At 67.5% G+C, this 25,966-nt stretch carries 26 protein-coding genes and 1 pseudogene; 15 read left to right on the top strand and 12 right to left on the bottom strand.

The features are described 5' to 3' along the window. Positions 1-39 precede the first annotated feature (39 nt). Positions 40-1,299, top strand: a complete 1,260-nt coding sequence (locus FJQ54_RS06105) for a cytochrome P450 (RefSeq protein ID WP_140927532.1) — start codon at positions 40-42, stop codon at positions 1,297-1,299. On the opposite strand, the gene FJQ54_RS06100 is transcribed toward FJQ54_RS06105, so the two are convergent. Together FJQ54_RS06100 and FJQ54_RS06095 are read right to left on the bottom strand one after the other, a co-directional pair. Then, entirely contained in the window at positions 1,296-2,615 is a 1,320-nt protein-coding gene (locus FJQ54_RS06100; RefSeq protein WP_140927531.1) for a glutamate--tRNA ligase, read from the bottom strand. The two genes, FJQ54_RS06105 and FJQ54_RS06100, sit on opposite strands and share 4 nt — an antisense overlap. A 772-nt stretch (positions 2,616-3,387) precedes the next feature. Next, positions 3,388-5,682: a S8 family peptidase gene (locus FJQ54_RS06095; protein WP_140927530.1), complete on the bottom strand. Its 2,295-nt coding sequence runs from the start codon at positions 5,680-5,682 to the stop codon at positions 3,388-3,390. A gap of 90 nt (positions 5,683-5,772) precedes the next feature. Here FJQ54_RS06095 and FJQ54_RS06090 point away from each other — a divergent pair, with 90 nt between their 5' ends. The 3 genes from FJQ54_RS06090 (at position 5,773) to FJQ54_RS06080 (ending at position 7,756) form a co-directional block, all read left to right on the top strand. Next, complete coding sequence (locus FJQ54_RS06090; protein WP_140927550.1) at positions 5,773-6,435, top strand: pyrimidine 5'-nucleotidase; 663 nt, start codon at positions 5,773-5,775, stop codon at positions 6,433-6,435. After that, entirely contained in the window at positions 6,432-7,271 is an 840-nt protein-coding gene (gene dapD / locus FJQ54_RS06085) for a 2,3,4,5-tetrahydropyridine-2,6-dicarboxylate N-succinyltransferase (RefSeq protein WP_140927529.1), read from the top strand. Before FJQ54_RS06090 ends, dapD begins: the two co-directional genes overlap by 4 nt. 77 nt (positions 7,272-7,348) lie before the next feature. Next, positions 7,349-7,756, top strand: a complete 408-nt coding sequence (locus tag FJQ54_RS06080) for a DUF2147 domain-containing protein (RefSeq protein ID WP_140927528.1) — start codon at positions 7,349-7,351, stop codon at positions 7,754-7,756. A 649-nt stretch (positions 7,757-8,405) separates the two neighbouring features. On the opposite strand, the gene FJQ54_RS06075 is transcribed toward FJQ54_RS06080, so the two are convergent. Both FJQ54_RS06075 and FJQ54_RS06070 read right to left on the bottom strand, forming a co-directional pair. Continuing rightward, positions 8,406-9,122 carry a dienelactone hydrolase family protein gene (locus tag FJQ54_RS06075; protein ID WP_140927527.1) on the bottom strand — a complete coding sequence of 239 codons (717 nt, stop codon included), beginning with the start codon at positions 9,120-9,122 and terminating at the stop codon, positions 8,406-8,408. Between the two features lie 12 nt (positions 9,123-9,134). Then, on the bottom strand, positions 9,135-9,617 hold the full coding sequence (locus FJQ54_RS06070) for a peroxiredoxin (protein ID WP_140927526.1): 483 nt from the start codon (positions 9,615-9,617) through the stop codon (positions 9,135-9,137). A gap of 107 nt (positions 9,618-9,724) precedes the next feature. Between FJQ54_RS06070 and FJQ54_RS06065 the strand changes: the two genes are divergently transcribed. The 3 genes from FJQ54_RS06065 to FJQ54_RS06055 all read left to right on the top strand — a co-directional run bounded on the left by FJQ54_RS06065 (position 9,725) and on the right by FJQ54_RS06055 (position 12,849). Next, a complete protein-coding gene (locus tag FJQ54_RS06065; RefSeq protein ID WP_140927525.1) occupies positions 9,725-10,285 on the top strand; it encodes a YqgE/AlgH family protein in 561 nt (186 codons plus the stop codon). 147 nt (positions 10,286-10,432) lie between these two features. Beyond that, positions 10,433-12,424 carry an acetyl-CoA carboxylase biotin carboxylase subunit gene (locus tag FJQ54_RS06060; RefSeq protein ID WP_140927549.1) on the top strand — a complete coding sequence of 664 codons (1,992 nt, stop codon included), beginning with the start codon at positions 10,433-10,435 and terminating at the stop codon, positions 12,422-12,424. A 95-nt stretch (positions 12,425-12,519) separates the two neighbouring features. Then, on the top strand, positions 12,520-12,849 hold the full coding sequence (locus FJQ54_RS06055; RefSeq protein WP_140927524.1) for a hypothetical protein: 330 nt from the start codon (positions 12,520-12,522) through the stop codon (positions 12,847-12,849). A gap of 688 nt (positions 12,850-13,537) precedes the next feature. Here FJQ54_RS06055 and FJQ54_RS06050 read toward each other — a convergent pair. Continuing rightward, entirely contained in the window at positions 13,538-15,022 is a 1,485-nt protein-coding gene (locus FJQ54_RS06050) for a Do family serine endopeptidase (RefSeq protein WP_140927523.1), read from the bottom strand. A 186-nt stretch (positions 15,023-15,208) separates the two neighbouring features. Between FJQ54_RS06050 and FJQ54_RS06045 the strand changes: the two genes are divergently transcribed. Both FJQ54_RS06045 and aat read left to right on the top strand, forming a co-directional pair. Beyond that, positions 15,209-16,678 (top strand): amidase, encoded by a 1,470-nt coding sequence (locus tag FJQ54_RS06045; RefSeq protein WP_140927522.1) that lies wholly within the window; start codon positions 15,209-15,211, stop codon positions 16,676-16,678. 1 nt (position 16,679) lies between these two features. Beyond that, the gene (gene aat, locus FJQ54_RS06040) at positions 16,680-17,507 is read left to right on the top strand and encodes a leucyl/phenylalanyl-tRNA--protein transferase (protein WP_140927521.1); all 828 of its coding nucleotides are present in this window, start codon (positions 16,680-16,682) and stop codon (positions 17,505-17,507) included. Between the two features lie 35 nt (positions 17,508-17,542). Here aat and FJQ54_RS17760 read toward each other — a convergent pair. From FJQ54_RS17760 to FJQ54_RS06015, 5 genes and pseudogenes are all read right to left on the bottom strand, one after another. Next, a pseudogene (locus FJQ54_RS17760) lies at positions 17,543-17,791 on the bottom strand (DUF2155 domain-containing protein); the annotation flags it as partial. Between the two features lie 173 nt (positions 17,792-17,964). Then, on the bottom strand, positions 17,965-18,489 hold the full coding sequence (gene mlaD / locus FJQ54_RS06030; protein WP_140927519.1) for an outer membrane lipid asymmetry maintenance protein MlaD: 525 nt from the start codon (positions 18,487-18,489) through the stop codon (positions 17,965-17,967). A 10-nt stretch (positions 18,490-18,499) separates the two neighbouring features. Further along, positions 18,500-18,871 carry an NADH:ubiquinone oxidoreductase subunit NDUFA12 gene (locus FJQ54_RS06025; RefSeq protein WP_140927518.1) on the bottom strand — a complete coding sequence of 124 codons (372 nt, stop codon included), beginning with the start codon at positions 18,869-18,871 and terminating at the stop codon, positions 18,500-18,502. A 71-nt stretch (positions 18,872-18,942) separates the two neighbouring features. Beyond that, entirely contained in the window at positions 18,943-19,419 is a 477-nt protein-coding gene (locus FJQ54_RS06020) for a DUF192 domain-containing protein (protein ID WP_235890338.1), read from the bottom strand. Further along, positions 19,403-19,999, bottom strand: a complete 597-nt coding sequence (locus FJQ54_RS06015) for a cold-shock protein (protein ID WP_140927516.1) — start codon at positions 19,997-19,999, stop codon at positions 19,403-19,405. The genes FJQ54_RS06020 and FJQ54_RS06015 overlap by 17 nt, the downstream gene beginning before the upstream one ends. 142 nt (positions 20,000-20,141) lie before the next feature. Between FJQ54_RS06015 and FJQ54_RS06010 the strand changes: the two genes are divergently transcribed. Genes FJQ54_RS06010 through FJQ54_RS06000 form a run of 3 tightly spaced genes read left to right on the top strand, consistent with a single transcriptional unit; the run spans position 20,142 to position 22,011 of the window. Further along, positions 20,142-20,528: an SRPBCC family protein gene (locus tag FJQ54_RS06010; RefSeq protein ID WP_140927515.1), complete on the top strand. Its 387-nt coding sequence runs from the start codon at positions 20,142-20,144 to the stop codon at positions 20,526-20,528. Then, positions 20,525-21,448, top strand: coding sequence for an XdhC family protein (locus tag FJQ54_RS06005; protein WP_235890337.1), 924 nt, complete (start codon positions 20,525-20,527; stop codon positions 21,446-21,448). Before FJQ54_RS06010 ends, FJQ54_RS06005 begins: the two co-directional genes overlap by 4 nt. Beyond that, positions 21,445-22,011 (top strand): nucleotidyltransferase family protein, encoded by a 567-nt coding sequence (locus FJQ54_RS06000; protein WP_140927513.1) that lies wholly within the window; start codon positions 21,445-21,447, stop codon positions 22,009-22,011. The genes FJQ54_RS06005 and FJQ54_RS06000 overlap by 4 nt, the downstream gene beginning before the upstream one ends. 283 nt (positions 22,012-22,294) lie before the next feature. Here the strand turns inward: FJQ54_RS06000 and rpoH are convergent, their stop codons facing one another. Continuing rightward, entirely contained in the window at positions 22,295-23,200 is a 906-nt protein-coding gene (gene rpoH / locus FJQ54_RS05995; RefSeq protein ID WP_140927512.1) for an RNA polymerase sigma factor RpoH, read from the bottom strand. Between the two features lie 27 nt (positions 23,201-23,227). Then, positions 23,228-24,205 carry an RluA family pseudouridine synthase gene (locus FJQ54_RS05990; RefSeq protein ID WP_140927511.1) on the bottom strand — a complete coding sequence of 326 codons (978 nt, stop codon included), beginning with the start codon at positions 24,203-24,205 and terminating at the stop codon, positions 23,228-23,230. A 5-nt stretch (positions 24,206-24,210) separates the two neighbouring features. Here FJQ54_RS05990 and FJQ54_RS05985 point away from each other — a divergent pair, with 5 nt between their 5' ends. The 3 genes from FJQ54_RS05985 (at position 24,211) to FJQ54_RS05975 (ending at position 25,963) form a co-directional block, all read left to right on the top strand. Further along, the gene (locus FJQ54_RS05985) at positions 24,211-24,636 is read left to right on the top strand and encodes a Mov34/MPN/PAD-1 family protein (protein ID WP_140927510.1); all 426 of its coding nucleotides are present in this window, start codon (positions 24,211-24,213) and stop codon (positions 24,634-24,636) included. Positions 24,637-24,649: 13 nt separating this feature from the next. Beyond that, positions 24,650-24,892 carry a cold-shock protein gene (locus tag FJQ54_RS05980; protein WP_140927509.1) on the top strand — a complete coding sequence of 81 codons (243 nt, stop codon included), beginning with the start codon at positions 24,650-24,652 and terminating at the stop codon, positions 24,890-24,892. A gap of 354 nt (positions 24,893-25,246) precedes the next feature. Continuing rightward, positions 25,247-25,963, top strand: a complete 717-nt coding sequence (locus FJQ54_RS05975; RefSeq protein WP_140927508.1) for a J domain-containing protein — start codon at positions 25,247-25,249, stop codon at positions 25,961-25,963. Positions 25,964-25,966 lie beyond the last annotated feature (3 nt).

Here is a 25,966-nt window from a genome sequence, read left to right as displayed (position 1 = left end):
GACTTGACGGGGCGCGCAAGGAAAGGATTCGGACCCGACATGAGCTGGTTTTCGCGCTTCCAGGCCGCCATCGACGGCGTCGCGGGCATCGGCGGCGGGGTGATCGCCGCGCAAGGCGGGCTGAAATCCCGCATCGCCGCCGTGCTCGCCAGTCCCGCCGGGCAGCGCGACGCCATGGCGGTGCTGCGCTTCGCCAAGCCCCGGCTGCACCTGAAGCAAGACCTCATCAAATCCTATGACGGCAACGGCACGCTGCTGCTGACCCACGCCGCCGATTTCCACGCCGTGATCGAGCGGCAGGCGGAATTCGAAGTCGTCTATGGCCCGCGTATGCGCCTGCTGACGGGCGGGCGCGATTTCTTCCTCGGGATGCAGGACGGCACCGCTTACCGGCGCGACACCGATGCGATGCGCTCCATCGTGAAGGCGGATGATCTGAAGCCGGTGATGGCGATGGCGCGCAGCGAAGCAGCCGCCGCGCTGGCGGGGGCAGAGGTGGACCTGCCGCCGATGCTCTCCGCCCGGATTCCAGCGCTGATGGTGCAGCAATATTTCGGTGTGCAGATGGAGACGGACCAGCTGATCGCAGACGCGACGGTGATGTTCCACTTCCTGTTCGCCGATCTTCAGGCCGACCCGAAGGTGATGGCAGCCGCCATGGCCGCGAAAGACCGGGTGAACGCCGCGATAGACGCCAGCGCCCCCACCGCAGGCCCGGATACGCTGCTGGGCCGGGCAGTGGCCTCGGGCAAAGCGGGCACCGCCGCCTTCGATGCGGACGGCATCCGCGCCAACATCATCGGCATTGTCATCGGCGCGATCCCCACGCTGTCGAAGGCCAGCTGCCTCGCGGTGGAGGAATTGCTGCGCCGCCCGGCCGAACTGGCAAAGGCGCAGGCGCTGGCGGCTGCGGGGGATGAAGCGGGCGTGGCCGATTATCTGTGGGAAGCCCTGCGCTTCTCGCCGGTGAACCCCATCCTTTATCGCCGCGCCGCGCAGGCCACGCATATCGGCGACACCGAAGTGGCGGCGGGCACGATGGTGCTGCCCGCCAACCTGTCCGCCATGTTCGACGAAGCAGCCGTGCCCACCCCCAACCGCTTCATCGCGGGCCGCCCATGGAACGTCTATGCGCTCTGGGGCGAAGGCCTGCACCTCTGCTGGGGGGACCGCATCAACAAGGCGATCCTGCCCGCCATGCTCACCCCGCTGCTGGCGAAACCGGGCCTGAAACAATTCGCCAAGCCAGACGGGGAGGGCACGCCCTTCCCCCGGCATTATCGGCTGGGCTGGGGCTAAGCCCCGAGCCGCTTCAACGCTTCGTCCCGTCCAATCAGCGGCAGCATCGCGGCCATGTCGGGGCCGTGCGGCTGGCCCGTCAGCGCCAGGCGCAGCGGCATGAACAGCGCCTTGCCCTTGCGGCCGGTGGTGGCCTTCAGCGCCTCCGTCAGCGCCCCCCACACGCCATCGTCGAACGGCAGGGCAGCCAGCATGGTCGCGGCTTCGTTCACAAAGGTCTTGTCTTCCGCCTCCAGCGCCGGGGCGGGCAGCGGGCCGTCGATCACGGCGGCCCATTGATTGGCTTCGGCGATGCTGTGGATATTGCCGCGCACCGCGTTCCAGCCCGTTTCCGACAGCGACACGCGATCCGCCACCGCTGCATAAGGCGTCTGGTGCAGGATGCTGGCGTTCAGCCGCTCCAGTTCGGCTTCATCGAAGCGGGCGGTGGCGCGGCCCAGATGGCCGATGTCGAACGCGTCCAGCAGCGGCGCGTCAGACGTCACCGGCTCCACCGACAAAGAGGTGCCCAGCCGCGCCAGCAGCGCCTTCACCGCGATCGGCTCGATCCCGCGATCGCGGAATTCCGAAACGCCGATCGAGCCAAGCCGCTTCGACAACGCCCCGTCCGCGCCCGTCAGCAGCGCGGCATGGCCAAAGTGCGGGAACGCAGCCCCCATGGCGGCAAACATCTGCAACTGGATGCCGGTGTTGGTCACATGGTCCTCGCCGCGCACCACATCGGTCACGCCCATGTCCACATCGTCGATCACAGAGGGCAGCATATACAGCCAGCTGCCGTCCGCGCGGCGGATCACCGGGTCGGACAAAGAGGCCGGGTCGATCTTCGACGGCCCGCGGATCAGGTCGGTCCATTCATGCGGCAAAGCCGGGTCCAGCCTGAAGCGCCAGTGCGGCTTGCGGCCCTCTGCCTCGAACCGGGCATGGTCCGCCTCCGTCAACGCCAGCGCGGCGCGGTCATACACGGGCGGCAGCCCGCGCCCCAGCAGCACCTTGCGCTTCAGATCCAGCTCGTCCGGCGTTTCATAAGCGCGATAGACATGGCCGGCGGCAGCCAGCTGCCCCAACACCTCCTCATAACGCGCCAGCCGCGCCGATTGCTTCTCCTCGGCATCGGCCGACATCCCCAACCAAACGAGATCGTCGCGGATGGACTGGGCATATTCCTCTGTCGAGCGCGCGACGTCCGTATCATCCAGACGCAAGAGGAATTTCCCACCAGCCTTGCGAGCCAGCAGCCAGTTCAAAAGGGCGGTGCGGACGTTGCCGACATGCAGCCGGCCCGTCGGCGACGGGGCGAAACGGGTAACGATCATGCGCGCCCCCCTAATCCCCCGCGCGCTCGCAGGCAAACGGGCATTGTGCGGGTGGGGGGGAGCGCCATCCTCACCACACGTCACCCCGGAGCTGATCCGGGGTCCAGTTGTTCTGCGGAGAGGGCAGAGTTGAGGAGGCTCTGCCCCCTCAAACTCCCCCGGCAGGGGCGTGACGCCCCTGCACCCCCGAACTTTTTCTTAGCCCCTCCTCCTTTAGGGGAGGGGTTGGGGTGGGCGCCATCCGCTTGGCGCGAGGTCGGGGGCTTACTGCCTGCGGCGCTTTGGGGGAGTGCCCCACCCATCTCTCCACACGTCGCCCCGGATCAAGTCCGGGGTGACGGTTGGAGGTACGGGGGGCATCGATTATAGCCTGCGGCGGCTTTTGGCTCGCGTCCCGTCATTCTCTCCCGCTCAGGCTGAGCTTGTCGAAGCCCCGTGTGGAATAAGTCCGGGCTTAGCCATTGCGCGTTCTCGTCCCGGGCTTCGACAAGCTCAGCCTGAGCGGGTTGGAGGGGTGCAGCCTGAGCGGGTTGGGGAGACTGTGTGTTTGTGGCGAGGTCAGTGGATCAGGCCCGGCGTTGCTCCCCTCTCTCCACCTCTCTCCCCAACGGGGAGAGAGAGCCACGTAGCGCCGCAGGCAATCGAATCCGATCACTCACACAGCATCGGAGTGGGCCACAACGCAAATGTTGAGGGTGCAGGGAAATCATTTCCCTGCTGGGTTCCAAGGGCAAAGCCCTTGGCCGCCGGAGGCAAAACCCGCCGCCGCCCGCTAAAACGCCGCCCGCCAGCTAACCGCCGCGCCGTTATCCACCACCCACGGCAGATTCCCGGCATTGCGGCGATGGAAGGCCGCGAGGGAGAGCGGCCCGCTCGACCAGCCCAGTTCGGCGGCGGTTTCGCGGGCGGTGACGGCTGCGGAGAGTGGAGTGCCGTTGGCGAGGCGCAACCGCCCGGCGGTGACGGCGATGGGCTGCGCCAGCGTGAGGGAGAGGCGGCCTGCGCGGCCGGGCAGCAGGGCGAGCGGGGCGTGGGCGGTGGCGGACCAGCTTTGCACGCTGAGCGCACCATCGGCCTGCAACAGGCTGCCACCGTGGAAGCGCGGGGTGGAGAGGCCCTGCGTGCCCGCCAGTCTCAGGCCCCAGCCCTGATGCGAAAGGTCCAGCGCGGCGGCGAGGGAGCGGCTGTGCCCGCCCAGCAGCCCGAAGGTGGAGGAGAGGCGGGTGCCGAGGAAGGCGCCGCTTTCCTGCGTGTCGGCGGCGTGCAGGGTGAGGGCGAGCGGCCCGCGCGCCCAGTTGGCGGCGAGCAGCAGCTGGCTCTGCCGGTTGTCTGTGGTGAGGCCGTCCAGCCGGGGCAGGGTGAGGCGGCGGTTGCTGGCGGCGACGGCGAGGGTGAGGTCTTTGCCGCGCCAGTCCGCCATCAGCAGCTGGCGGTTTTGCGTGCCGGTGGCGTCGTCCGGGGTCAGGCCGTCGTCTGCGGCGAACCCGGCGGGCGCGCTGCCGGGCAGCGCTTCGCGAGCGAGCCGGCCGCTGGCGAGGCTGAGGCCCAGATCGCCCTGCCGCAGCGTCAGGCGGGTTTCGCGCAACGGGTTGCGGCTGGCGGCGCGGCTGTCCACGCCGCGCTGGGCGAAGCCCAGATGCGCGGTCTGGCTGTCGTCGTCGCGGAACCAGTCCTGCCCGGGGCGGTCCCGCGACGGCGCGGCGCGCAGCGTCAACGCGGCCTTGAAGGGGCCGGTGGCAAGTTCGGTGTCCGCGCTTTCCAGCCCGGCGGCAGAGAGCCGCCCGGCAAGGCGGCCGGGGGAGGCAGCGCGGAAGCGGCTGTTCAGCGCGAAGCTGTAAAGCCGGTCGAACGCATCGGTAACGGGCACGTCAGCAAGGCCGGAGGCGGTGGACAGCCCGCTTCCGAAGGCGCTGCCCAGCGCGCCGCTGCTGGTGGCGGAAACGGGGATGGCGGTGCCCGCAAGGCTCGTCTGCCCCAGCGGGGCCATGGCGCGGCTGATGTTCAGCCGCCCGCGCCCATAGATGGCGTCTGTTCCGGGATCGCCCAGATCATCGGCGGAGGTGAGCAGGATTTCGGTGATGCGCGCGCCCGTCAGCGTGGGGAAGGCCTGCGCCAGCAGCGCCACGGCGGCGGTGACGGTGGGGGTGGAGAAGCTGGTGCCGGTGTAGAGATAGGCGGTGCCGCTGTTGTCGAAGCTGCGCACGCCTTCGCCCAGCGCGACGAGAAAGTTATTGGCGGCGCTGCCCGCGCGGTTGGAAAAGTCGCTGATGACGCCGTCTGCCTCCACCGATCCGACGATGATGACGGCGGATGGCCCGGCCGCCGTCAGCGCGCCCAGCGGCAGCGGATCGGGGTTGGCAAGCCCCTCATTCCCGGCCGCGATCACCAGCACGACGCCCTGGCTGGTGGCGCGCACGAAGGCGGAGCGGAGCGGCGCGTTGGCAGAGGAACCGCCCAGCGAAATGTTGATGGCGCGTGCCCCGGCGCTCACGGCGGCATCCACCCCGGCGGCGATGGACGAATCGGTGTAGCGGCAGCCATCGGTGCAATTGCCATTGTCCGCGCGGAAGACAGCAATGGTCGAATCGAAGGCGACACCCATGATCTGCGAATCGTTGCGCGCAGCCGCCGCGACGGCGGCGACGGCCGTGCCATGGCCGGAGCCATCGACCACGCCGCGCCCCAGCCCGGAGACGTCGCGACTGGCGGCGGAAATGCGGCCCGCGAATTCGGCGCTGGCGCTGTCGATCCCGCTGTCGATGAAGGCGATGGTGACGCCTTGCCCGGTGGCCCCGGATTGCCATGCGGTGATCGCCCCCGAAGCGGTGGCCGCGCCGGAGCGGCGATATTCCGCGGTGTCATAATTCACCGGGGTGGGCGTTGGTGTTGGCGTGGGTGTGGGCGTGACAGTGGCCGGGGTGGAGGACACCGGCGTGACGCCGCCGCCAGCGCCGCCGCAAGCCGCCAGCGCCAGCCCGGCGCTGCTCAGCAGCAGCCCGCGCAGCCGCGTGCTTTGCCCGTGAACCCGGCAAAATGGCGCGGCCCGCCAACGTGGAACTGGCCTCATCCGTTCGTCCTCGTCTATGGGCGGCCGATGCCAAGCCCCGCGACACCCCGAGGAACCGCCCCTTTGCAGGGCTTCTCGTTGCAGCGCAGCCTGCCGGGGCGTCTTGCGGGCGTCAACTGCTGGCTGTTCGACATGGACAATAGTTTATACCAGGCCAGCGCCAATTTGTTCGCGCAGATCGACAGGAAGATGGAAGCCTATGTCGGCGAACTGCTGGGGCTGGGCCGGGAGGAGGCGCGGCTGCTGCAGAAGCGCTACTTCCACGAGCATGGAACCACGCTGAAAGGGCTGATGCTGAGCCATGGCGTCGATCCCTATCATTTCCTTGCCGCCGTTCATGACATCGATACATCCGTGCTGGATGTGAATCCGCGCCTGCACGCCAGCCTGATGCGGCTGCCGGGCCGCCGCATCGTTTTCACCAACGGCGACCGGCCCTATGCCGAACGGGTGCTGACGGCGCTGGGCATCCTCGATTGCTTCGAGGATATCCATGATATCCACGCCATGGATTACCACCCGAAGCCCGATCCGCGCGCCTATTCCGGGCTGTGCGCGGCGCATGGGGTCGATCCGGCGCGGGCCTTTTTCGTGGATGATATGGCGCATAACCTGAAGCCCGCGCACGCACTGGGGATGGTGACGGGCTGGGTGAACAATGGCTCCGAACGGGGCGACCATGGGCATTCGCCCGACTTCATCGATCATGAGATCGCCGACCTGACGGACTGGCTTGAGGAGTTGACTGCATGACGGACTGGACTGCCACGCAAAGTGCCATCGAAGCCGCATGGGACGCGCGCGACACGCTGACGCCGGGCGACAGCGGCGTGGCCGCCGCCGTGGAAGCGGCGCTGGCGGGCCTCGATTCGGGCGCGGTGCGCGTGGCCGAGCGCAAGACCGACGGCCAGTGGGTGGTGAACCAGTGGCTGAAAAAGGCGGTGCTGCTGAGCTTCCGGCTGTCTGCCAACGCCCCGGCCGATGGTGTCGGCGCGCCTGCCTATGACAAGGTGCCGCTGAAAACGCTGGGCTGGGGCGACAATCGCTTCGCCGAAGCCGGGTTCCGCATGGTGCCGGGCGCGGTGGTCAGGCGCGGGGCCTATGTGGCGCCGGGCGTGGTGCTGATGCCCAGCTTCGTGAACATCGGCGCGCATGTGGGCAAGGGCAGCATGGTGGACACATGGGCCACCGTGGGCAGCTGCGCGCAGATCGGCGCGAATGTGCACATCTCCGGCGGCGCAGGCATCGGCGGCGTGCTGGAGCCGCTGCAGGCCGGGCCGGTGATCATCGAGGACGGGGCCTTCATCGGCGCGCGATCCGAAGTGGCCGAAGGCGTGATCGTGCGCGAAGGCGCGGTGCTCTCCATGGGCGTGTTTCTGGGGGCCTCCACCAAGATCGTGGACCGGCAGACCGGCGAAATCTTCATCGGCGAAGTGCCGCCCTATGCCGTGGTGGTGCCGGGCGCGCTGCCGGGCAAGCCGCTGCCGGATGGCACGCCGGGGCCGAGCCTTGCCTGCGCGGTGATCGTGAAGCGGGTGGATGCGCAGACGCGGGCGAAAACCGGCATCAACGAGCTGCTGCGCGACTGATCCGGCAATCGCCACCTTGCGGGGCGGCGGGCTTCAGCGCACAGCGGCATCGTCGTGCGACTCGACGAAAGGTGCCAATGATGCGCGTGCCCGTAACTCTGCTGCTGTCCCTGCTGGTTGCAACCCCGGTGCTGGCGCAAAAGCCGGTGACACCGACGGGCGTGTGGCAAAGCCCCGGCGGCAACACCCGCATCCGCATTTCCAAATGCGGGCAGAATATCTGCGGCAAAGTGGCATGGGCCAGCGAGCGGGCGAAGGCGGATGCCGCGCGCGGCGGCCACCCGAACCTGATCGGCATGAATTTGTTCGAGGATTTCAGCCGCACCGGCCCCAACCAGTTTCAGGGCCGGGTGTTCGTGCCAGACATCAATCGCCGCTTCAACGGCACGCTGACGGTGGACAATCCGAAGACGATCACGGTGCGCGGCTGTCTGGTGCGCAACACGGGCTGCCGCTCTGAAACATGGACCCGCGTGGGCAACTGACCTCTTCACACCTGTTAGCCCGAACTTGCCACCACACCCGTCACCCCGGACTTGATCCGGGGTCCAGCTGTTCTTCGGCAATGTTGCAGTTGAGGAGGCTCTGCCCCCTCAAACTCCCCCGTCCCCACCCCCATGAACAAGTTCATGGGGACCCCGGGCAGGGGAATGATTCCCCTGCACCCCCGAACTTTTTGGTGATTCTTTCCTCTGCAATTGGGCATCGCTTGCCCGTCCTCTCCCCCGCTCAGGCTGAGCTTGTCGAAGCCCCAAACGCGAAAGCACAACGGCTGAGGCTGGCGGGACATGCCCTATGGGCTTCGACAAGCTCAGCCTGAGCGGGCGGAGGGCAGTGGTGGCAAAGGACGAAAAGCCTATGGATTTGCAAGGAACAGGATTTCCATGCAGCTAGCCCCTCCCCTGCAGGGGAGGGGTTGGGGTGGGGGGCATCCGCCTGGCGCGAGGTCGCGGTTTATGGCCTGCAACGCCCCGCGCAGCCCCCATCGCGTGGAACAGTTCCAACAAACCCAACAATCCCTACACGCAAGCCGTTGATTTCAAATTGTAGGGCAATATTCCACGCGGAATAACCAATGTGGTTGAGCGCGCAAAGGCAGCGGCTGGCGGAGAACATCCCCGCCAGCCCCGCGCCTCAACCCAACCCGACATCCGCAAAAAACGCCTGCATCGCCGCCCAAGACCGCCGGTCTGTCCGCTCATGGAAGATGATGGTGGACATCAGCTGCCCCTTCGCCTCCGGGTTGGTGAAGGCATGCTTCGCGCCCGTATAGGCGATGGTCTGGCAATCCACCTCTGCCGCCGCCATCTCGTCCAGAAAGGCGTTCAGATGCGCGTGCGGCACCAGTTCGTCTTCCGCGCCGTGGCAGACCAGCACGCTGGCCATCACCTTGCCCTTTTCGGCCGGCGCAGGCGTGTCCAGCGCGCCGTGGAAGCTCACCACCGCCCGCACGTCCGGATTGCCGGAGCGGGCCAGTTCCAGCACCGTGCGGCCGCCGAAGCAGTAACCGATGGCGGCGATCCGGCCGTCGCACTGCGGCACCGCTTTCAGCGCGGCGACTGCCGCCGCCACGCGGGCGCGCAGCTTCGGCGCATCCGCGGCCAGATCGCCGATGATCTTGAACGCTTCCGGCGGGTCCAGCGGGATGTAGCGATCACCGAAGATATCGGCGGCGAGCGCCACATAGCCCAGATCGGCCAGCATCTTCGCCCGCCGCCTCACCTGATCGCCAAGGCCCCATGCCTCGTGCACGGCGACGACCGCGGGGCGCGGCCCCGGGAATTTCGCCGGATCGGGCAGCTCCAGCACGCCGAGGCAGCGCTGGTCGCCGTCGAAATACTCAAGATCCATGGCTCCGTTCCCTTACAGCTGCGCCAACAGATGTTCGGCAGACGAAACCTTGAACGCGCCCGGCTCTTCCACGTTCAGTTCGGTCACCTTGCCGTCTTTCACCAGCATGGAGAAACGCTGCGCGCGCAGCCCCATGCCAAAGCGGGAGCCGTCCATCGTCAGGCCCAGCGCCTTGGCGAAATCGCCATTGCCGTCTGCCAGCATGGTGATCTTGCCTTCCGCGCCGGAGGATTTCGCCCATGCGCCCATCACGAAGGCATCGTTGACGGACAGGCAGACGATCTCGTCCACGCCCTTCGCACCGATCTCGCCGGACTTTTCGATGAAGCCGGGCAGATGCTTGGCGGAGCAGGTGGGGGTGAAGGCGCCCGGAACCGCGAACAGAGCAACGGTGCGCCCCTTGAACAGCTCGTCGGTGTCCACGGGCGACGGCCCGGCCTCGGTCATCTTGGTGAGCGTGGCATGCGGAACGGCATCGCCGACCTTGATCGTCATGGCTTTTCTCCCTCTGCTATCGGTTCGTCGAAAATCGGCGTTAATGCGGGCGGTTCACCACGTCTAGCGCCTGTTCATGACAGGCTGCGCGGCGTAGGGATTTTGACATGACTGACGCGCCCTACCTTCCCGGCCAGTTTCTGCTGGCCATGCCGGGAATTGGCGATCCGCGATTCGAGCGGAGCGTGGTGGCGATGTGCGCGCATGACGCGGGCGGCGCGATGGGTATCTGCCTGCACGAGCCGCTGGCCGACATGACGGTGCCCGATCTGATGCGGCAGCTGGATATCGATCCGGGCGAAACCCCGGCGCTGCCGGTGCTGATGGGCGGCCCGGTGGATGCGCAGCGCGGATTCGTGCTGCACTCGCCGGATTGGGGCGGGCAGGATACCCGCCATGTCGCCGGGCGCTGGGCGCTGACGGGATCGCGCGATGTGCTGGCCGCCATCGCGGCCGGGCGCGGCCCGCGCCAGTGGGTGGCGGCGCTGGGCTATGCCGGATGGTCGGCCGGGCAGCTGGAAATGGAACTGGGAATGCACGGCTGGTTCAGCACCCCGGCCACGGTGGGGCTGATCTGGGACGTGCGGACGGCACAGCGCTGGCTGGACGGCTTCCGCGCGGCAGGGATCGACGCCCGGCTGCTCTCGCCGGAAATGGGCCACGCCTGAGGCGTCCCGACCGCTGCATGGCTGTCATGCCGCAGCCGCACCTCATCAATGGATTAGGCGCCATGGCTTGACGCTGGGCGATGGCTCGTCTTTGACCGGGGCCTGCATTCGTATGTGCCGACTTTGATGGGGGTGGCCTTGGCCAAGCTGTTCGACAAGATCCTGATTGCCAACCGTGGCGAGATCGCCTGCCGGGTGATCCGCACCGCGCGAAAGCTGGGGATCCAGACTGTGGCCGTCTATTCCGACGCAGATGCGGCCGCCGTGCATGTGGAAATGGCGGATGAGGCGATCCACCTCGGCCCGCCGCCCGCCGCCCAATCCTATCTGCTGGGCGAAAAGATCATCGAAGCCTGCAAGGCGACCGGCGCGCAGGCCGTGCACCCCGGCTATGGCTTCCTCTCTGAACGGGAATGGTTCGCCAAGGCGCTGGATGAGGCGAACATCGCCTTCATCGGCCCGCCGGCCAGCGCAATTGCCGCCATGGGCGACAAGATCGAATCGAAGAAGCTGGCGAAGGCTGCCGGGGTTTCCGTGGTGCCGGGCTTCGTGGGCGAAATCGCCGACACCGCGCACGCCGTCGAGATCGCCAACGGCATCGGCTATCCGGTGATGATGAAGGCCTCGGCCGGCGGCGGCGGCAAGGGCATGCGGCTGGCCTTTTCAGAGGCGGACGTGCGCGAAGGCTTCGAATCGGTGAAGCGCGAGGGGCTGTCCAGCTTCGGCGATGACCGGGTGTTCATCGAGAAGTTCATCACCGAGCCACGCCACATCGAAATCCAGCTGCTGGGCGACAAGCATGGCAATGTCGTTTACCTGAACGAGCGGGACTGTTCGATCCAGCGCCGCCACCAGAAGGTGGTGGAAGAAGCGCCGTCGCCGTTCGTCACGCCCGAAATGCGCAAGGCCATGGGCGAACAGGCGGTCGAGCTGGCGAAGAAGGTCGGCTATTATTCGGCAGGCACGGTGGAGTTCATCGCGGGCGCGGATCGCGGCTTCTACTTCCTTGAAATGAACACCCGGCTTCAGGTGGAGCATCCGGTGACGGAAGCGATCACCGGCCTTGATCTTGTGGAGCAGATGATCCGCGTGGCGGCCGGGGAAAAGCTGGCGTTCGCCCAATCGGACGTGGGCATCAACGGCCATTCGATCGAAACCCGCTTCTACGCGGAAGACCCGTATCGCGGCTTCCTGCCCTCCATCGGGCGGCTTTCTGACTATCGCGAGCCGGCCTCGGGCAACGGCGTGCGGGTGGATACCGGGGTGATCGAGGGCAGCGAAATCTCGATGTTCTACGATCCGATGATCGCCAAGCTGATCACCCATGCGCCCACGCGCACGGAAGCCGCCGATCTGCAGATCGCCGCGCTGGATCGTTATTATGTGCGCGGAATCAGCCACAATGCCGATTTCCTCTCCGCCCTGATGCAGCACCCGCGATTCCGCGCAGGGGAGACGGTGACCACCGCCTTCATCGCCGAGGAATATCCCGAAGGCTTCCACGGTGCCGCGCCGGACGAAGCCGGGCTGCCCGCGCTGCTGGCAATCGCCGCCGTGGTGGGCCGCGCCGCCGCCAACCGCGCCGCCCATGTGGACGGACGGCTGGGCGGAGACGCTGACGCCGCCGCCGAATGGGTGGTGGAACTGGACGGCGAGCAGCATCGTGTGATGGTGGCCGGAAACGGCAATGGCGGCACCCGCGTGACCGTGGACGGCGTGGTGCAGTTCGTGGAAACGGCGGGGCGGATTCCGCCGTTCGGGGTGGTGGAAGCGCAGGTGAATGGTGCGGCCATCGCCGTGCAGGTGGACCGCAAGGGCAGCGGTTTCAGGCTGACGCACAAGGGACGCCAGCATGCCATGCGGCTGCTGACACCGCGCGCGGCCGAACTGCAGGGCTTCATGCTGCCCAAGGTCGCGCCGGACCTCTCGCGCTTCCTGCTGTGCCCGATGCCGGGCCTTGTCGTCTCCATCTCCGTGGCGGAAGGCGACAAGGTAGAAGCCGGGCAGGCGCTGGCCGTGGTGGAGGCGATGAAGATGGAGAACATCCTGCGCGCCGAGAAGTCGGCCACGATCGGCAAGCTGCACGCCAAACAGGGCGACAGCCTCGCGGTTGACGCCATTATTCTTGAATTCGAATAAGTTATCCTGAAAATTCGGGCTGCGGAACGGCGTTGGTGAAGCGCCGTTAACCGTTGCATTCCTTCACAATAGCGCCGTTGCATCCCGGCGGGCGAATGCGCAATATGCTGACAACGGCAAAGGTCGCTGCCGAAAAAACGAAATCACTCGGAGCCCAAATAAAGGGCAACAAAAACGAAGCCGGGAGAATGAAAATGTCGATGGTCGCAAAATATAGTGTCGCCTTTGCCGCTTCCGTGATGCTGACGGCAATTTCCATGGCAGCCCTTTCGGGCCTCTCTTTCGAGACTCTGGTCTCACCCCACTTCTGGGTGATCAGCGTTTCACTGGCCGGCATCTTCAGCCTTGCCATCGGCAACGGCATCGGAACCGCCCCCAATCGCCGCGCCCCGAGCCTGCCCGCCACCGGGCTGCTGCCGGCCTGATCGCGCACAGGGAAATCCCGGCGTTCTGATGGGGCTGGTGCGGCGCACCGGCCCTTTTCGTTTGTGGGGGCTTTCTGCCTCCGGCGGGCAGGGCTCTGCCCTGCACCCTCAACATTTGTGTCGTGCCCAATCTCCAGCGCCGTGCGGGTGATCAGATTCGATTGCCTGCGGCGCTACGAAGCTCTCTCCCCCTGCAAGGGGGAGAGTTGGAGAGGGGGTGTCACCGGTTGGCCTGATCCACCACCTTCCCCACAAACTCACCCCAAAACCCGCCGTTTACCTCAACCCGCTCAGGCTGAGCTTGTCGAAGGCCCCAACGTGAAAGCGCAACGGCTGAGGCCGGGGATACGCCACATGGGGCTTCGACAGGCTCAGCCTGAGCGGGGGGAGGGGTGACGGGACACTGCCCAGAAGCGCCGCAGGCAATAAACACCCAGCCTTGCGCCCGGCGGATGGCCCCCACCCCAACCCCTCCCCTGGAAGCGAAGCTGACGCGAAGCGTCAACGGGAGGGGCTAAGTAAAAAGTTCGGGGGTGCAGGGGCGTCACGCCCCTGCCGGGGGAGTTTGAGGGGGCAGAGCCTCCTCAACTCCGAGGTTGCCGCACTCAACTCCGACGTTGCGGCAGAACAAGCCGGACCCCGGGTCAAGCCCGGGGTGACGGCGTGGATGAGGAGAGGGTAGGCGCGATCAAGCCGCCGGGCGGCAGCCGAAATTCCCCGGCGCCTGGAACAGGCATTCCACGCGTTGGCCGCCCCGGTTCAGGCCGAACAGGGTTCGGTTGGGGTTGGCGGTGAGCGCGCCCTGCACGTCGGACACGCTGGCGACGCGGTTGCCGTTCACGCTTTCCACGATGTCGCCGGGGCGGGGGAAGCCGGTTCGGGCGGCTGGGGCCTGCGGCGGCACCTGCACCACGACGACTCCGCGTTCGGGCAGGCCCGCGCCCAGTTCCTGCGCGAGCGCGGGAGAGAGGTTGGCGATGGAGACTCCGGCGAGGATGTTGCCATTGGGAATTTGCGTCAGCTGCCGGGCCGGGGATTCGGGCGGGGCGACCAGCTTCATCTGCAGGTTGCTGGCCGCGCCGCCGCGCAGGATGGTGAGGGTGACGCTGTCGCCCACCGGTTGGGTGGCGATGCGGTAGCGCAGGTTGGAGGGGTCGATCACATCCTTGCCGTCGACGGCGTAGACGATGTCGCCGGGGCGCAGGCCAGCGGCGGCGGCGGGGGAGCCGGGGGAGACTCCGGTGACGAGCATGCCGGTGGGACGATCCAGCCCGGCCTTGGCGGCGGAATCGGTGGTGAGCGGTTCGCCTTCCACGCCGATCCATGCCGTGACGAAGCGGCCACTGCTGGCCCCGCGCAGGAAGGTTTTTACCATGTTGGAGGGGATGGCGAAGCCGAGGCCGATGTTGCCGCCGTCTCGCCCGCCCGAGAGGATGACGGAGTTGATGCCGATCACCTCGCCGTTCATGGCCGCCAGCGCGCCGCCCGAATTGCCCTGATTGATGGCGGCGTCTGTCTGGATGAAGAATTGCGCATCGGACACGCCGATGCCGGTGCGGGCGGTGGCGGAGACGATGCCCTGCGTAACCGTCTGCCCCACGCCGAAGGGGTTGCCGACGGCGAGCACGAGATCGCCGACCTGCGCGCGATCGCTGTCCCCCAGTTTCGCAACGGGGAGGGCGGCGCCCGCCGGTTCGATCTTCAGCAGCGCAAGGTCCAGCCGGGGTTCGGCGAAGATCAGCTTGGCGGGATATTCGCGCCGGTCCGCCAGCGCGACGAGGATCTGGTCTGCGCCCTGCACGACATGGTTGTTGGTGATGACGAGGCCGCCCGCATCGACGATCACGCCAGAGCCCAGCGCGTTTTCCACGCGCGGCTGGCTGTCGAACATGGCGAAGAAGCCGCCCATCTGCTGGCGCTGGCGCACCACGCGGGCAGTGAAGATGTTGACGACCGCCGGTTGCACCTGCCGGGCGACGGGCGCGAAGGACAGGTTCACCTGCGCCGCCGATTGCGGGACGGCGCGATCCGGCTCTCCACCGGCCTGCCGGGCCAGCGTGGCGGCTTCCTGCGCGGACAGCGTGCCGCTGCCGTTCCAGCTGTTGAAGGAGAGCGCGAGGGCAACTCCCCCTGCAAGGCCTGCGGCAAGCAGGGCGATTGAACGTGCCTTCATGGGCGGGGGCTGCTCCTTCCCGTTGATGTCGCCTGCCAGATCGGGGTTTGGCGGGCCTGTTGCAAGGGCGGCTATCGGGTGCGCGTTGAAGCGATGCTGAACGGGCGGCGCGGCCTTTGACAAACGCGGCGACCGCTTCCAGCATGTGATGGCCCCGCAAAGAGGGCGAGCGAGGGGGACGGTAGCGTGCTGGATCGCAGGCGGTTCGTGGAGATGGCGGCGCTGGCCGCGCTTTCGGCTGGAGGTTCAGCAACGGCGGCTGCCGCGTTCGAGGGCGGCACGGCGGATGCCGCGGCCATGGCGCTGGCGCTGAAGCAGGGGCGGGTGACGTCGGCGGCGCTGGTGGAGCAGGCGCTGGCGCGGCTGGAGAAGGTGAACGGCGCGCTGAACGGCTGCCGCTTCCTCTATGCCGATGCCGCGCGGGCGTTGGCAGCGGCGAAAAGGGCCGGGCCGGTGGCGGGAATTCCCACCTTTACCAAGGATTTAACCGAGGAGGCAGGCCGGGCCTACACCGAGGGGTGCCGCGCCTATGCCGCGCGGCTGGGCAAGGCGGATGGCGGCACGGCGAAGGCGCTGGCGGCGGCGGGATTGATTTCGCTGGGGCGGAGCACGACGCCCGAATTCGGGCTGTTGCCGACGACGGAGCCGCTGCTGGGCGGGCCGACGCGCAACCCGTGGAACGTGGCGCACAGCGGCGGCGGATCGTCTGGCGGTGCGGCGGTGTTGGTGGCGGCGGGCGTTGTGCCCTTCGCCCATGCCTCTGACGGGGGCGGCTCCATCCGCATTCCGGCCAGTTGTAACGGGCTGGTGGGGCTGAAGCCCTCTCGCGGGCGGATGTCTGGCGAGGAGGGCCGCACAGGGGTGACGGCGGTGAGCGTGAACGGCTGCGTGAGCCGCAGCGTGCGCGACAGCGCCGCATGGCTGGCGGCGATGGAGGCGAAGGCCGGGCCGCATAAGCCCGTGGGGCTGGTGACGGGGCCGTCGCGGCGACCGCTGCGCATCGGCCTGCGCGCGGTGGGGCCGGGCATGGCCCCGCATGCCGATGTGCTGGCGGTGTTCGACAGCGCGACCGATCTGTTGAAGCGGCTGGGGCATCGGCCGGTGGAGGCCCCCACGCCCTATGACGCGCCGCGCGCGACCGAGGCGTTTCTGGCGATCTGGAGCCTTGGCGCGGCAGGCGCGGTGCGCGATGTGGGCGAGTTTCTGGGCCGGGCAGCAGGGCCGGAGGATGTGGAGCCGGTGACTTTGGCCTTTGCGGCGCGCGGCGCGGCGCTGTCCAAGGAGCAGCGCGGGGCGGCTTTGGCGGCGCTGGAGGCTTCGGTGGCGGCCTATCTGGACCAGTTCGATTCGTTCGACCTGCTGATGACCCCGGTGCTGGCGCAGCCGCCCGCCGAAATCGGCTGGTTTGGCCCCGGCTTGCCGTTCGAGACGGTGCTGGAGCGGGTGCTGGCCTATGTGGCCTATACGCCGCTGGAGAATGTGGCGGGCGCGCCGGCCATCTCGCTGCCGCTGGGCATGTCTGCCGCCGGGCTGCCGATCGGCCTGCAATTCACCGCGCGGCCGGGGCAGGAACGGCTGTTGCTGGAGCTGGCCTATGCCATCGAGCGGGTGCGGCCATGGGCGCGGCTGAAGCCCGCGATCTGGGCCGGCGGCTGACTTGGGGACGCGGACCAGACGGCCCGGCACGGGGCAGCCGCAGCGGCTGGAAACCGCGCTGCTGCTGCGCGCCTATTCCGCCGGGCTGTTCCCCATGGCCGACACGCGGGAGGCCGTCGACGTGTTCTGGGTGGAGCCGAGGCGGCGCGGGCTGTTGCCGCTGGAGAAGTTCCACTTGCCGAAATCTCTGGCCAAAGTGCTGAAGCAGGGGCGGTTTTTTCACACGCAGGACATGGCGTTTGCGCAGGTGATCCGCGCCTGCGCCGAAGCTGCGCCGGGGCGGGAGCAAAGCTGGATCAACGCCAGCATCCTGGACGGCTATTCCCGGCTGCACGCGGAAGGTCATGCGCACAGCATCGAGACATGGGATGCTGACGGGCGGCTGGTGGGCGGGCTGTATGGCGTGCGGCTGGGCTCGGCCTTTTTCGGGGAGAGCATGTTCAGCCGGGCGACCGACGCCAGCAAGGCAGCGCTGGCGCATCTGGTGGCGCGGCTGCGGCTGGGCGGGTTCGAGCTGCTGGATACCCAGTTCCTGACGGCGCATCTGGCGCAGTTCGGGGCGATGGAGGTGAAGCGGACGCAGTATCTGGCGCTGCTGGATGCGGCGCTGGGCAAATCCGGCGACTGGGGGCGGATCGACCGCGAGGCTCAGGTGCCCGGTGTCGGCTCCGGCGTTGCGGGGGCCGGTGCGGCTGCGGGCGCTGCCGTTGCGGGCTTCGGCGCAGCGGGCCGCGATCTGGTGGCCTTGCCCGCGCTGCCTGTCGCGCTGCTGGCGGCCTTGGGGCCATCCGGGAAGCGCATCGTGCAGCTTTTAAGCCAGACATCATAGACCGGGTGCACGAACGGGTTCAGCGACGGCGATTCGGCGAACAGCCAGCCTGAAAACACCCGTTTCACCGGCTCCTGCGGCTTACCCTGCAGCCGCGCCGGGGTTTCAGACACCTGCACGAAGGCGGCGGATTGCGGCCGTTCGAACGGCTGGGTTTTCTCGCAGCCTTGCAGCACGCCTGCGATGCGGCCGAAGCTGAAGCGCTCGCCGGGTTTCAGGGTGAATTCGCCCGTTGTGCCCAGCCGTTTGTCCAGCACGCCGATCACGGCGGTGCGTTCGGACATGGGCGTGGGCTGCGGGGTGGCGCGGGTGGTTGCGGCGGGGCGCTGGACGGGCGCTGCCTTCGCCGGAGCTGCCTTGGCCGGGGCGGCCTTCGCAGCTTCGGGTGTGGCGGGCTGGGCGTGCAGCGCGGCCGGAAGCAGCAGCGCCGCTGCGAGCGGGGCGATGGGCCGTCGCGTCATTCGGCGGCGCCGACGGCCCCGCCTGCTGCAGGTTCGGATTTGGCTGGTTCAGACTTTGCTGCCGCATCCCCGCCGCTGCGATTGATGACGGAGCCGATCAGGCCCATCAGGTCTGTCGCGCCCTGCGTGTCGGTGATTTCCTCGCCCGGGGCGAGCATCTCAGGGTCTCCGCCGGGGATGAGCGCGACGAAGCTGCCGCCCAGCAGGCCTTCGGAGGTGATGGCCGCCGAACTGTCGAGCGGGAGCTTCACATCGCTGGCGACGGAAAGCGTGACCTGCGCCTGATAGGTGGCCGGATCGAGCCGTTGCGCCGTGACGCTGCCCACCTTCATGCCCGACACGCGGACATCGGAACCGACGGCAATTCCGGCGGCGTTGGGGAAGCTGGCTTTCAGTTCATAGCTGCCGCCGCCCGCGCTGCCGGTGCGGCCCAGCGTGAAAGCGAGAAACCACGCCGCGATCAGCAGCACAGCGAGCCCCGCGAGCGCTTCGACCACATGTTCCTTGAAAATCTGGGGCATGCGATCCGCCTTAGCTGCCCGGTGTCCAGGCGTTGTAATCGGCGGGCGAGGCCGCGCGGGCCTTGCCTGCGCTGAGCGCGCCCGGCGGAAGCTCGGCCGCAGCCGAGCCGGTGGGGTTGGGACGCCATGGCTTTTCCCATGCCTTCACCGGCAGCGGCACCTGGCTGGGCGCTTCGGCGCGGGTTTTGTGCAGCCACAGATGCCATTCGGGCGGCACCCGGCTGGAATCATTGTCGGTTGCGTAGATCACCCAGCGCTTGCCGCCACCTTCATAATAGATGTTGCCGTCGCCATCGCGGCCGACTTCCTGCCCCGTGCGGAGCGTCTGCAGCCATGTGCCGAAGGTCTTGCCGGACCACCAGGTGAAGAGATTGAAGCCCATGGCTTGCCCCTAGCTTGTGGGAGGGGGGATGCGCAAGGTTGCAAGCTGGCGTTGCGCGCCTGAAACAGCCCTTACCAGCTGACCTTATCGCCCGGCTTCGCGCCGATGCGGTCCGCTTCGCCGCCCGCCAGTTCCAGCACGGCGGCGACCGGCCCTGCCGAATTCAGCGAGGCGCGCGATTTCGGCACCGCGTTGGAGACGATGTTGCGAATCCGTCCGTCTGCGCCGATGAACAGAAGGTCCAGCGGAATCAGCGTGTTCTCCATCCAGAAGCCTGCCGGGCGGGGCGGGTCCATCGGGAAGATCATGCCTGTGTTCGGCGCCATCTTCGTGCGGAACATCATGCCATGGGCCTGTTGCGCGTCTGTCCGGGCGACTTCCACCTTATAGGCATGGCGCTTGCCCCCCGCCTCTATGGTGAGGGGGACGATTTTCAGGCCGGTCTGCGGCCGCCCGGCGGCGATCGAACCCGTGGCGTATGCGGGCGCGGCGGCAGGCAATGCCGCCAGCGCAAGCGCCAGTGCGGCGGTTTCAGCCCAGCGGCGCAAGCTGGACGCAGAGCGCGCCGCGCGGCCCGTCATGGATTCGGGCGCGGACGGCCTGACCGGGCAGCAATGCCTCGAAGCCGCCACGGCGAACGGTTTCCATATGAACGAAGACCTGGGTGACACCATCATCCCTCAGCAGGAAGCCATAGCCCTTGGAGCGGTTGAACCAGCGAACCTCCACCTGCTCGAAATCGCCGGCATCTTCCAGATAGGCCAGCGGATCGACGCGGTTGGAACTGCGTTCTTCCATCTTGTCCTGATCGGGGCCGGTGGCGGTGCTGAGATCGAGTTCGATGATGGTGACGGCCTGCCGACCCCGCGGGCCCTTGCGCGCCACCACGGTGACGGCCGTGCCTTCCGGCAGGGATTTGCGGCCGATCTGGCCCAGCAGATTATAATGCAGCAGGATGTCGCCGCCGCCATCGTCGGGCGTAACGAATCCGTAACCTTTGACCATGTCGAACCATTTGACGCGCCCGGAAATCGGCTCGCCAACCTCGTCGCCCCCCGTCCGGGATGCGGATTCGACCGCCCCCTCGCTGTCGGAGACTTCCTTTATCAATGCCCTGTTCCCTTCCATGAAGGCTCTGCGACTCCTTCGACGGCCAAACCGCCTGACGAGGTTATAGCCAAACTTGCCTGCGGCTGGCGACACGCTAACACAGCTTTGGGATGACGCAAGCTTGGGTTTTTTACACCATGGTTATGAAAGTCCAGTCATAATGCGTGTGAGCGGAGACGTGCGGATCGACGCGCCAAGGCCGGAATTATGGGCTGCGCTGGCCAGAATGGGGGGAGAATCGCGCGGAATCGAGGGCGTGGAGCGGTTGGAAACGGCAGGCGAAGACCATTTGGCAGCCGTTGTGGCGAGCGGCGGGCGGCTGACCCGGCTGGATATTCGGTTGCTGAATGCGACGAACGGAGGCACGCAACTGGCCTATGAGGCCGACCTGCGCGACGCGGCGGGGGCAGCCGAGGTGGATGCGGAGATCCGGGTGTTTTTGGCGGAGCTGGCCCGTGCCGTGCACCGCCCCGGCCTCCCGGGCTGGGCATGGATCGGCGGTCTGGTGCTGATGGTGCTGGCCACGCTGCTGGCGCTGATGCGGTGACGGACGAGATCGGCGTGCTGCTCGCCACCGCGCGGCGCTGGCGCGCGGATGGGCATGGGCTGGCGCTGGCGACGGTGGTGAAAACATGGGGGTCCGCGCCGCGCCGACCGGGGGCAATGTTGCTGGTGCGCGACGACGGGCTGTTCGAAGGCAGCGTGTCCGGCGGCTGTGTGGAAGGGGCGGTGATCGCGGCCGCGCAGCTGCGCATCGGCAAAGGCGGCGGCGAGTTGCTGCGCTTTGGCGTGGCGAGCGAACTGGCATGGGAAGTGGGGCTGGCCTGCGGCGGCGAGATCGAGGTGCTGGTGCAGGCGCTGGATGGCAGCGGCTTTCCGCCCGAATTGCTGGAGCGGCTGGAGGCGGCGCGCGGCGCGGGCGAGGCGTTGAGCATTGGTTACAATTTTCAGGACGGGCGGGCGACGGAAGGCGCGGCTGGCGATTTCGTGCATCGTTTCGATCCGCCGCTCAGGCTGATGATCGTGGGGGCGGTGCATATCGCGCAGGCGCTGGCGCCGATGGCGGCGGCGCTGGGGCACAAGGTGCTGATCGTGGACCCGCGCGGGGCGTTTGCCGCTGGTCCGCGCTTTACCGGGTTGGAGGTGGACGCGCGCTGGCCCGACGAGGCGTTGGCGGCGTGGCGGCCGGATTCGGCGAGCGCAGTGGTGGTGCTGAGCCATGATCCGAAGCTGGATGACGGGGCGCTGGCGGCGGCTTTGCGGTCTGATGCTTTCTATGTCGCGGCGCTGGGCAGCCGGAAATCCCATGCGGCGCGGCTGGAGCGGCTGCGGGCGATGGGGTTCGCGGACGAGGCGCTGGCGCGGATCGAGGGGCCTGCCGGGTTGCCCATCGGCGCGGCGAACCCGGCGGAAATCGCGCTGAGCATTGCCGCTGGGATGGTGCGGGCGTGGCGGACGCGGGGTTGACAGCACCGCAGGAGCAGGTCGGCGCCATCGTGCTGGCGGCCGGGCAGAGCCGCCGCATGGGCTCCGCGAAGCTGGCGCTGAACGTGGAGGGCGTGCCGATGCTGGCCCGCACGCTGGCGGCGGTGCGGGAGGCGGGTTTGCCGCTGCTGCTGGTGACGGGCGGGCATGAAGCGACGGTGCGGGCCGTGGCGGGCGATGCGCCGTTCGTGCGGGCTGAGGCCTATGCGCAGGGGCTGGCGGAAAGCCTGAAGGCGGGGTTGCGCGCCGCGCCGGGCGATTGGGGCGCGGCGCTCGTGGTGCTGGGCGATATGCCGTTCGTGCAGGCGGAGACGTTGCGCGCGCTGGCGCAGGCGCTGGCGAGCGGAGCTATGGCCGTGGTGCCGGTGCAGGGCGGCCGACGCGGCAATCCGGCGGGGTTCGCGCGGAGTGTATGGCCGCAGTTGATGGTTTTGGAGGGGGGCAAGGGCGCGCGCGGATTGCTGGATGCGCTGGGCGTGGTGGAGGTGGCAGTGGCCGATGCGGGTGTGCACCGGGATTTGGATTCGCCGGGGGATTTGCGGTGAGTTGTTTGGTCGGGAGCCTCCGGCGGGCAGGGAAATGATTTCCCTGCACCCTCAACATTGGTTTTGCGCTCTAACTCCAACGTCGTGGACGTGATCAGATTCGATTGCCCGCGGCGCTACGCACACTCTCTCTCCCCTCACGGGGAGAGAGTTGGAGAGAGGGGTCTCAGCGTCGGGCCAAACCCACCACCCTCTCCACAACAACAACCTTCACCCCGGACTTGATCCGGGGTGACGAAGCAAGGCATGCCGAGGCGGCACGGTGGGGCGCTGCCGCCTGCCCTCAGGCCTCCACTTCGATCAGCTTGCGGTCCTGCGAAATCCGCAGCATTTCCTTTTGCAGCTTTTCGAACGCCCGCACTTCGATCTGCCGCACCCGTTCGCGGCTGATGTCATATTCCTGGGACAGGTCTTCCAGCGTCTGCGGTTCGTCGATCAGGCGGCGTTGCGTCAGGATGTGGCGCTCGCGGTCGTTCAGGGTCATCAGCGCTTCGCGCAGCAGGTCGTGGCGGATGTCCGCCTCCTGCTTGTCGGCGACTGTCACGTCCTGCGTGGGGCCGTCATCCGCCAGCCAGTCCTGCCATTCGCCTTCGCCGTCTTCGCGCAGCGGGGCGTTCAGGCTGGTGTCTCCGCCCTTGGCCATGCGGCGGTTCATGGAGACGACGTCATCCTCTGACACACCCAGATCGGTGGCGATCTTCTTCACATCATCCGGGTGCAGGTCGCCATCCTCGATGGCTTCCAGCTTGCTCTTCATCCGGCGCAGGTTGAAGAACAGCTTCTTCTGCGCCGCGGTGGTGCCGATCTTCACGAGGGACCAGCTGCGCAGGATATATTCCTGAATAGAGGCCTTGATCCACCACATCGCATAGGTGGCCAGCCGGAAGCCGCGCTCCGGCTCGAACTTCTTCACGCCCTGCATCAGGCCGATATTGCCCTCTGCGATCAGTTCGGACACCGGCAGGCCATAGCCGCGATAGCCCATGGCGATCTTCGCCACGAGGCGCAGGTGCGAGGTGACGAGCTTCGTCGCCGCCTGCGGGTCCTCATGTTCCTGCCAGCGCTTGGCCAGCATATATTCCTCTTCCGGTTTCAGCAGCGGGAATTTGCGAATTTCCGACAGATATCGGTTCAGGCTGGCGTCTGGCCCCAGCGCGGGAATGGTGGCGGGCAGGTTGCTCTTGGTCATCCGGGTCTCCTCGCGCTTGCGGTTTCGTCAGGCTTCACGCAGCGCGGTTAGCAGTTGCTGAATATCAGCAGGCGCGGGGCTTTCGAAACTGAGAATATCTTTGCTGATGGGATGTTCGAATTTCAGCTGCGCGGCATGCAGGGCCTGCCGGTGGAAGCCCAGCCGCTTGCAGACCTCTGCCAGACGGCCCTGCCCATAGACGGGGTCGCCCACCAGCGGGTGGCCGATGTGCGCCATGTGCACCCGCACCTGATGCGTGCGGCCGGTTTCCAGCCTGCATTCCACCAGAGACGCTTTCACCAGCGGTTCCAGCAGCTTGTAATGGGTGATGGCGTGCTTGCCCCTGGGCGGATGCACCACCGCGATCTTCTGCCGGTTCTGCTCGGAGCGGGCGAGATTGGTTTCGATGCGGCCCGCAGGCGGCACCGGCAGGCCCGACACCACCGCCAGATAGCGGCGGCCGATGCTGTGCTTCGCGAATTGCGCGGCAAGGCCCGTATGGGCACGATCCGTCTTGGCGACCACCAGCAGGCCTGAGGTGTCTTTATCGATGCGGTGGACGATGCCCGGCCGCGCGACTCCGCCGATTCCGGAGAGCCGCCCGGCGCAATGGTGCAGCAGCGCGTTCACCAGCGTGCCGTCCAGATTGCCCGCCGCCGGATGCACCACCAGCCCGGCGGGCTTATCGACCACCAGCAGATGATCGTCCTCGAAACGGATTTCCAGCGGGATATCCTGCGAAACCGCCTCGGCCGGGCGGGCGGGCGGGATGGCGACGGAGACCGCCTCTCCGCCCTTCATCTTGCGCGCGGGATCGCGTTCCATGCGCCCATCCACCTCCACCGCGCCCGCCGACACCAGTGCCTTCAGCCGCTCACGAGACAAGGTGGGGATGGCGGCGGCCAGCGCGCGGTCCAGCCGCCAGCCCGCGGCTTCGGGCGCGAGCGCGGCGCTACGCACATCGGCAGCTTCTTCTTGTGCGGTGTGGATAACGCCCCCATTCATTGGCCATGGACTTGGGGTGCAATTCGCGCGGTTCAAGCCCGCTTCTGCTCGATCACCGGGCGGCGGCGGCAATCCGTGCCGCCGTGCGGCAATCGGGCCACAATGAGGCCTGCGGCCTGCTGCTGGGCACGCCGGGCCACATTACAGAGGCAACGGTGGCGCGCAACATCTCCCCCGAACCGGCGCGCCGGTTCGAAATCGACCCGGCGCACCTGTTCGACATCCATCGCCGCGCCCGCGCCGGGCCGCTGGCGATCCTCGGCTGCTGGCACAGCCACCCGAACGGCAACCCCCGCCCCAGCCGCCATGATCGGGACGGCGTTGCGGACGAAAGCTGGCTGTGGCTGATCGCCGCCGGGGAGGATTTATCCCTCTGGCGGCCCATCGAAGGCGGATTCGCGCCCGTTGCCTTCGCTGTCGCGGCTTTGTAACAGATGTGACACTATGGCGCATGGCTCCATCCTCTGGTTCGATTCTGCGCGCGGCTTCGGCTTCATCCGCCCGGACATGGGGCCGAAAGACGTCTTCATGCACGCATCCGCACTGGTGGACGGCGAAGCCGACCCGTTGGAGCCGGGCGTGAAAGTGGAATTCGAACTGGTGCAGGCCGGAGACGGCCGGCTGACCGCCCAGCACGTGCTGCTGCTGGAAAAGCCGCAGGGGCGGAAACGGGCGGCGCGGCGGTAGGTTGGGGGCTTTGGCGAGGGGTCTCTTGCCTCCGGCGGGCAGGGAAATGATTTCCCTGCACCCTCAAAATTCACGTCGCGCCTCAACTCCAGCTTCGTGCGTGTGATCAGATTCGATTGCCTGCGGCGCAACGAGGCTCTCTCTCCCCGTTGGGGAGAGAGGTGGAGAGAGGGGAGCAACGCCGGGCCTGATCCACTACGACCCATCACACCCACACCCGTCACCCCGGATCAAGTCCGGGTGACGGGGGAAGACGGCGGGCGGCGGCGGGCAAACCCTCTCGCTTGATTCCCGCCCGCTACCCGAAGCACAGGGATAGTCCCGCGCCCGCTCTCACGCTAAGGCTGGTGCGTCATGACGATCTGGGCTCTGCTGATGGGAAGCGCCGTGGGGCTGGCGCTGGGCGGCCCGCTGGGGGCGCTGGCCGGGGCTGCCGTGGGCGTCGCGGTGGAACGGGTGCGCGCGGTGCGGGCGCAAAATCCGCGGCGGCGGCAGGTGGCCTTCACCATTGCCGCGATCGCGCTGGCGGCGAAGATGGCGCAGGCGGATGGCCATGCTTCGCACAAAGAGGCCGAGGCGTTCGAGCGGCTGTTCCATGTACCTGCGGGCGAACAGGAAAATATGCGGCGTTTTTACCGGCTGGCCAGCCAGTCCGCCGACGGCGCGGAGGCTTATGCCCGGCAGGCGGCGGACCTGCTGGGCAGCGGATCGCCGGTGCTGGAGGATCTGCTGGAGGCGTTGCTGATGATTGCCACGGTGGATGGCGTGCATCCGGCCGAACTGCAATTTCTGGAACGGATGGCCGGGCTGATGGGCTTCACCCCGCGCCAGTGGGCGGCGATTCAGGCGCGTTACGTGCCGCTGAGCGCGGATGATCCATGGGCGGTGCTGGGGGTGGCACCGGGTTCGCCGGATGCGGATATCCGCGCAGCCTATCGGCGGCTGGTGCGGCAGCATCACCCGGACAAACACATCGCCGCCGGAACTCCGCCCGAATTCATCCGCGTAGCCGAAGCGCGGATGGCGACCATCAACGAAGCCTATGCCCGGCTGATGAAGCAGACGGCCTGAACC

This window comes from Sandaracinobacter neustonicus (genome assembly GCF_006385875.1).
GTDB classification, from domain to species: domain Bacteria; phylum Pseudomonadota; class Alphaproteobacteria; order Sphingomonadales; family Sphingomonadaceae; genus Sandaracinobacteroides; species Sandaracinobacteroides neustonicus.
This window is presented reverse-complemented; position numbering and strand designations above follow the sequence as displayed.

Coding starts and splice junctions, on each gene's coding strand:
- FJQ54_RS06105 (WP_140927532.1), top strand. CDS start 40: ATGAGCTGGTTTTCGCGCTTCCAGGCCGCCATCGACGGCGTCGCGGGC.
- FJQ54_RS06100 (WP_140927531.1), bottom strand. CDS start 2,615: ATGATCGTTACCCGTTTCGCCCCGTCGCCGACGGGCCGGCTGCATGTC.
- FJQ54_RS06095 (WP_140927530.1), bottom strand. CDS start 5,682: ATGAGGCCAGTTCCACGTTGGCGGGCCGCGCCATTTTGCCGGGTTCAC.
- dapD (WP_140927529.1), top strand. CDS start 6,432: ATGACGGACTGGACTGCCACGCAAAGTGCCATCGAAGCCGCATGGGAC.
- FJQ54_RS06080 (WP_140927528.1), top strand. CDS start 7,349: ATGATGCGCGTGCCCGTAACTCTGCTGCTGTCCCTGCTGGTTGCAACC.
- FJQ54_RS06075 (WP_140927527.1), bottom strand. CDS start 9,122: ATGGATCTTGAGTATTTCGACGGCGACCAGCGCTGCCTCGGCGTGCTG.
- FJQ54_RS06070 (WP_140927526.1), bottom strand. CDS start 9,617: ATGACGATCAAGGTCGGCGATGCCGTTCCGCATGCCACGCTCACCAAG.
- FJQ54_RS06065 (WP_140927525.1), top strand. CDS start 9,725: ATGACTGACGCGCCCTACCTTCCCGGCCAGTTTCTGCTGGCCATGCCG.
- FJQ54_RS06055 (WP_140927524.1), top strand. CDS start 12,520: ATGCGCAATATGCTGACAACGGCAAAGGTCGCTGCCGAAAAAACGAAA.
- FJQ54_RS06050 (WP_140927523.1), bottom strand. CDS start 15,022: ATGAAGGCACGTTCAATCGCCCTGCTTGCCGCAGGCCTTGCAGGGGGA.
- mlaD (WP_140927519.1), bottom strand. CDS start 18,489: ATGCCCCAGATTTTCAAGGAACATGTGGTCGAAGCGCTCGCGGGGCTC.
- FJQ54_RS06025 (WP_140927518.1), bottom strand. CDS start 18,871: ATGGGCTTCAATCTCTTCACCTGGTGGTCCGGCAAGACCTTCGGCACA.
- FJQ54_RS06015 (WP_140927516.1), bottom strand. CDS start 19,999: ATGGAAGGGAACAGGGCATTGATAAAGGAAGTCTCCGACAGCGAGGGG.
- FJQ54_RS06010 (WP_140927515.1), top strand. CDS start 20,142: ATGCGTGTGAGCGGAGACGTGCGGATCGACGCGCCAAGGCCGGAATTA.
- rpoH (WP_140927512.1), bottom strand. CDS start 23,200: ATGACCAAGAGCAACCTGCCCGCCACCATTCCCGCGCTGGGGCCAGAC.
- FJQ54_RS05990 (WP_140927511.1), bottom strand. CDS start 24,205: ATGAATGGGGGCGTTATCCACACCGCACAAGAAGAAGCTGCCGATGTG.
- FJQ54_RS05985 (WP_140927510.1), top strand. CDS start 24,211: ATGGACTTGGGGTGCAATTCGCGCGGTTCAAGCCCGCTTCTGCTCGAT.
- FJQ54_RS05980 (WP_140927509.1), top strand. CDS start 24,650: ATGGCGCATGGCTCCATCCTCTGGTTCGATTCTGCGCGCGGCTTCGGC.
- FJQ54_RS05975 (WP_140927508.1), top strand. CDS start 25,247: ATGACGATCTGGGCTCTGCTGATGGGAAGCGCCGTGGGGCTGGCGCTG.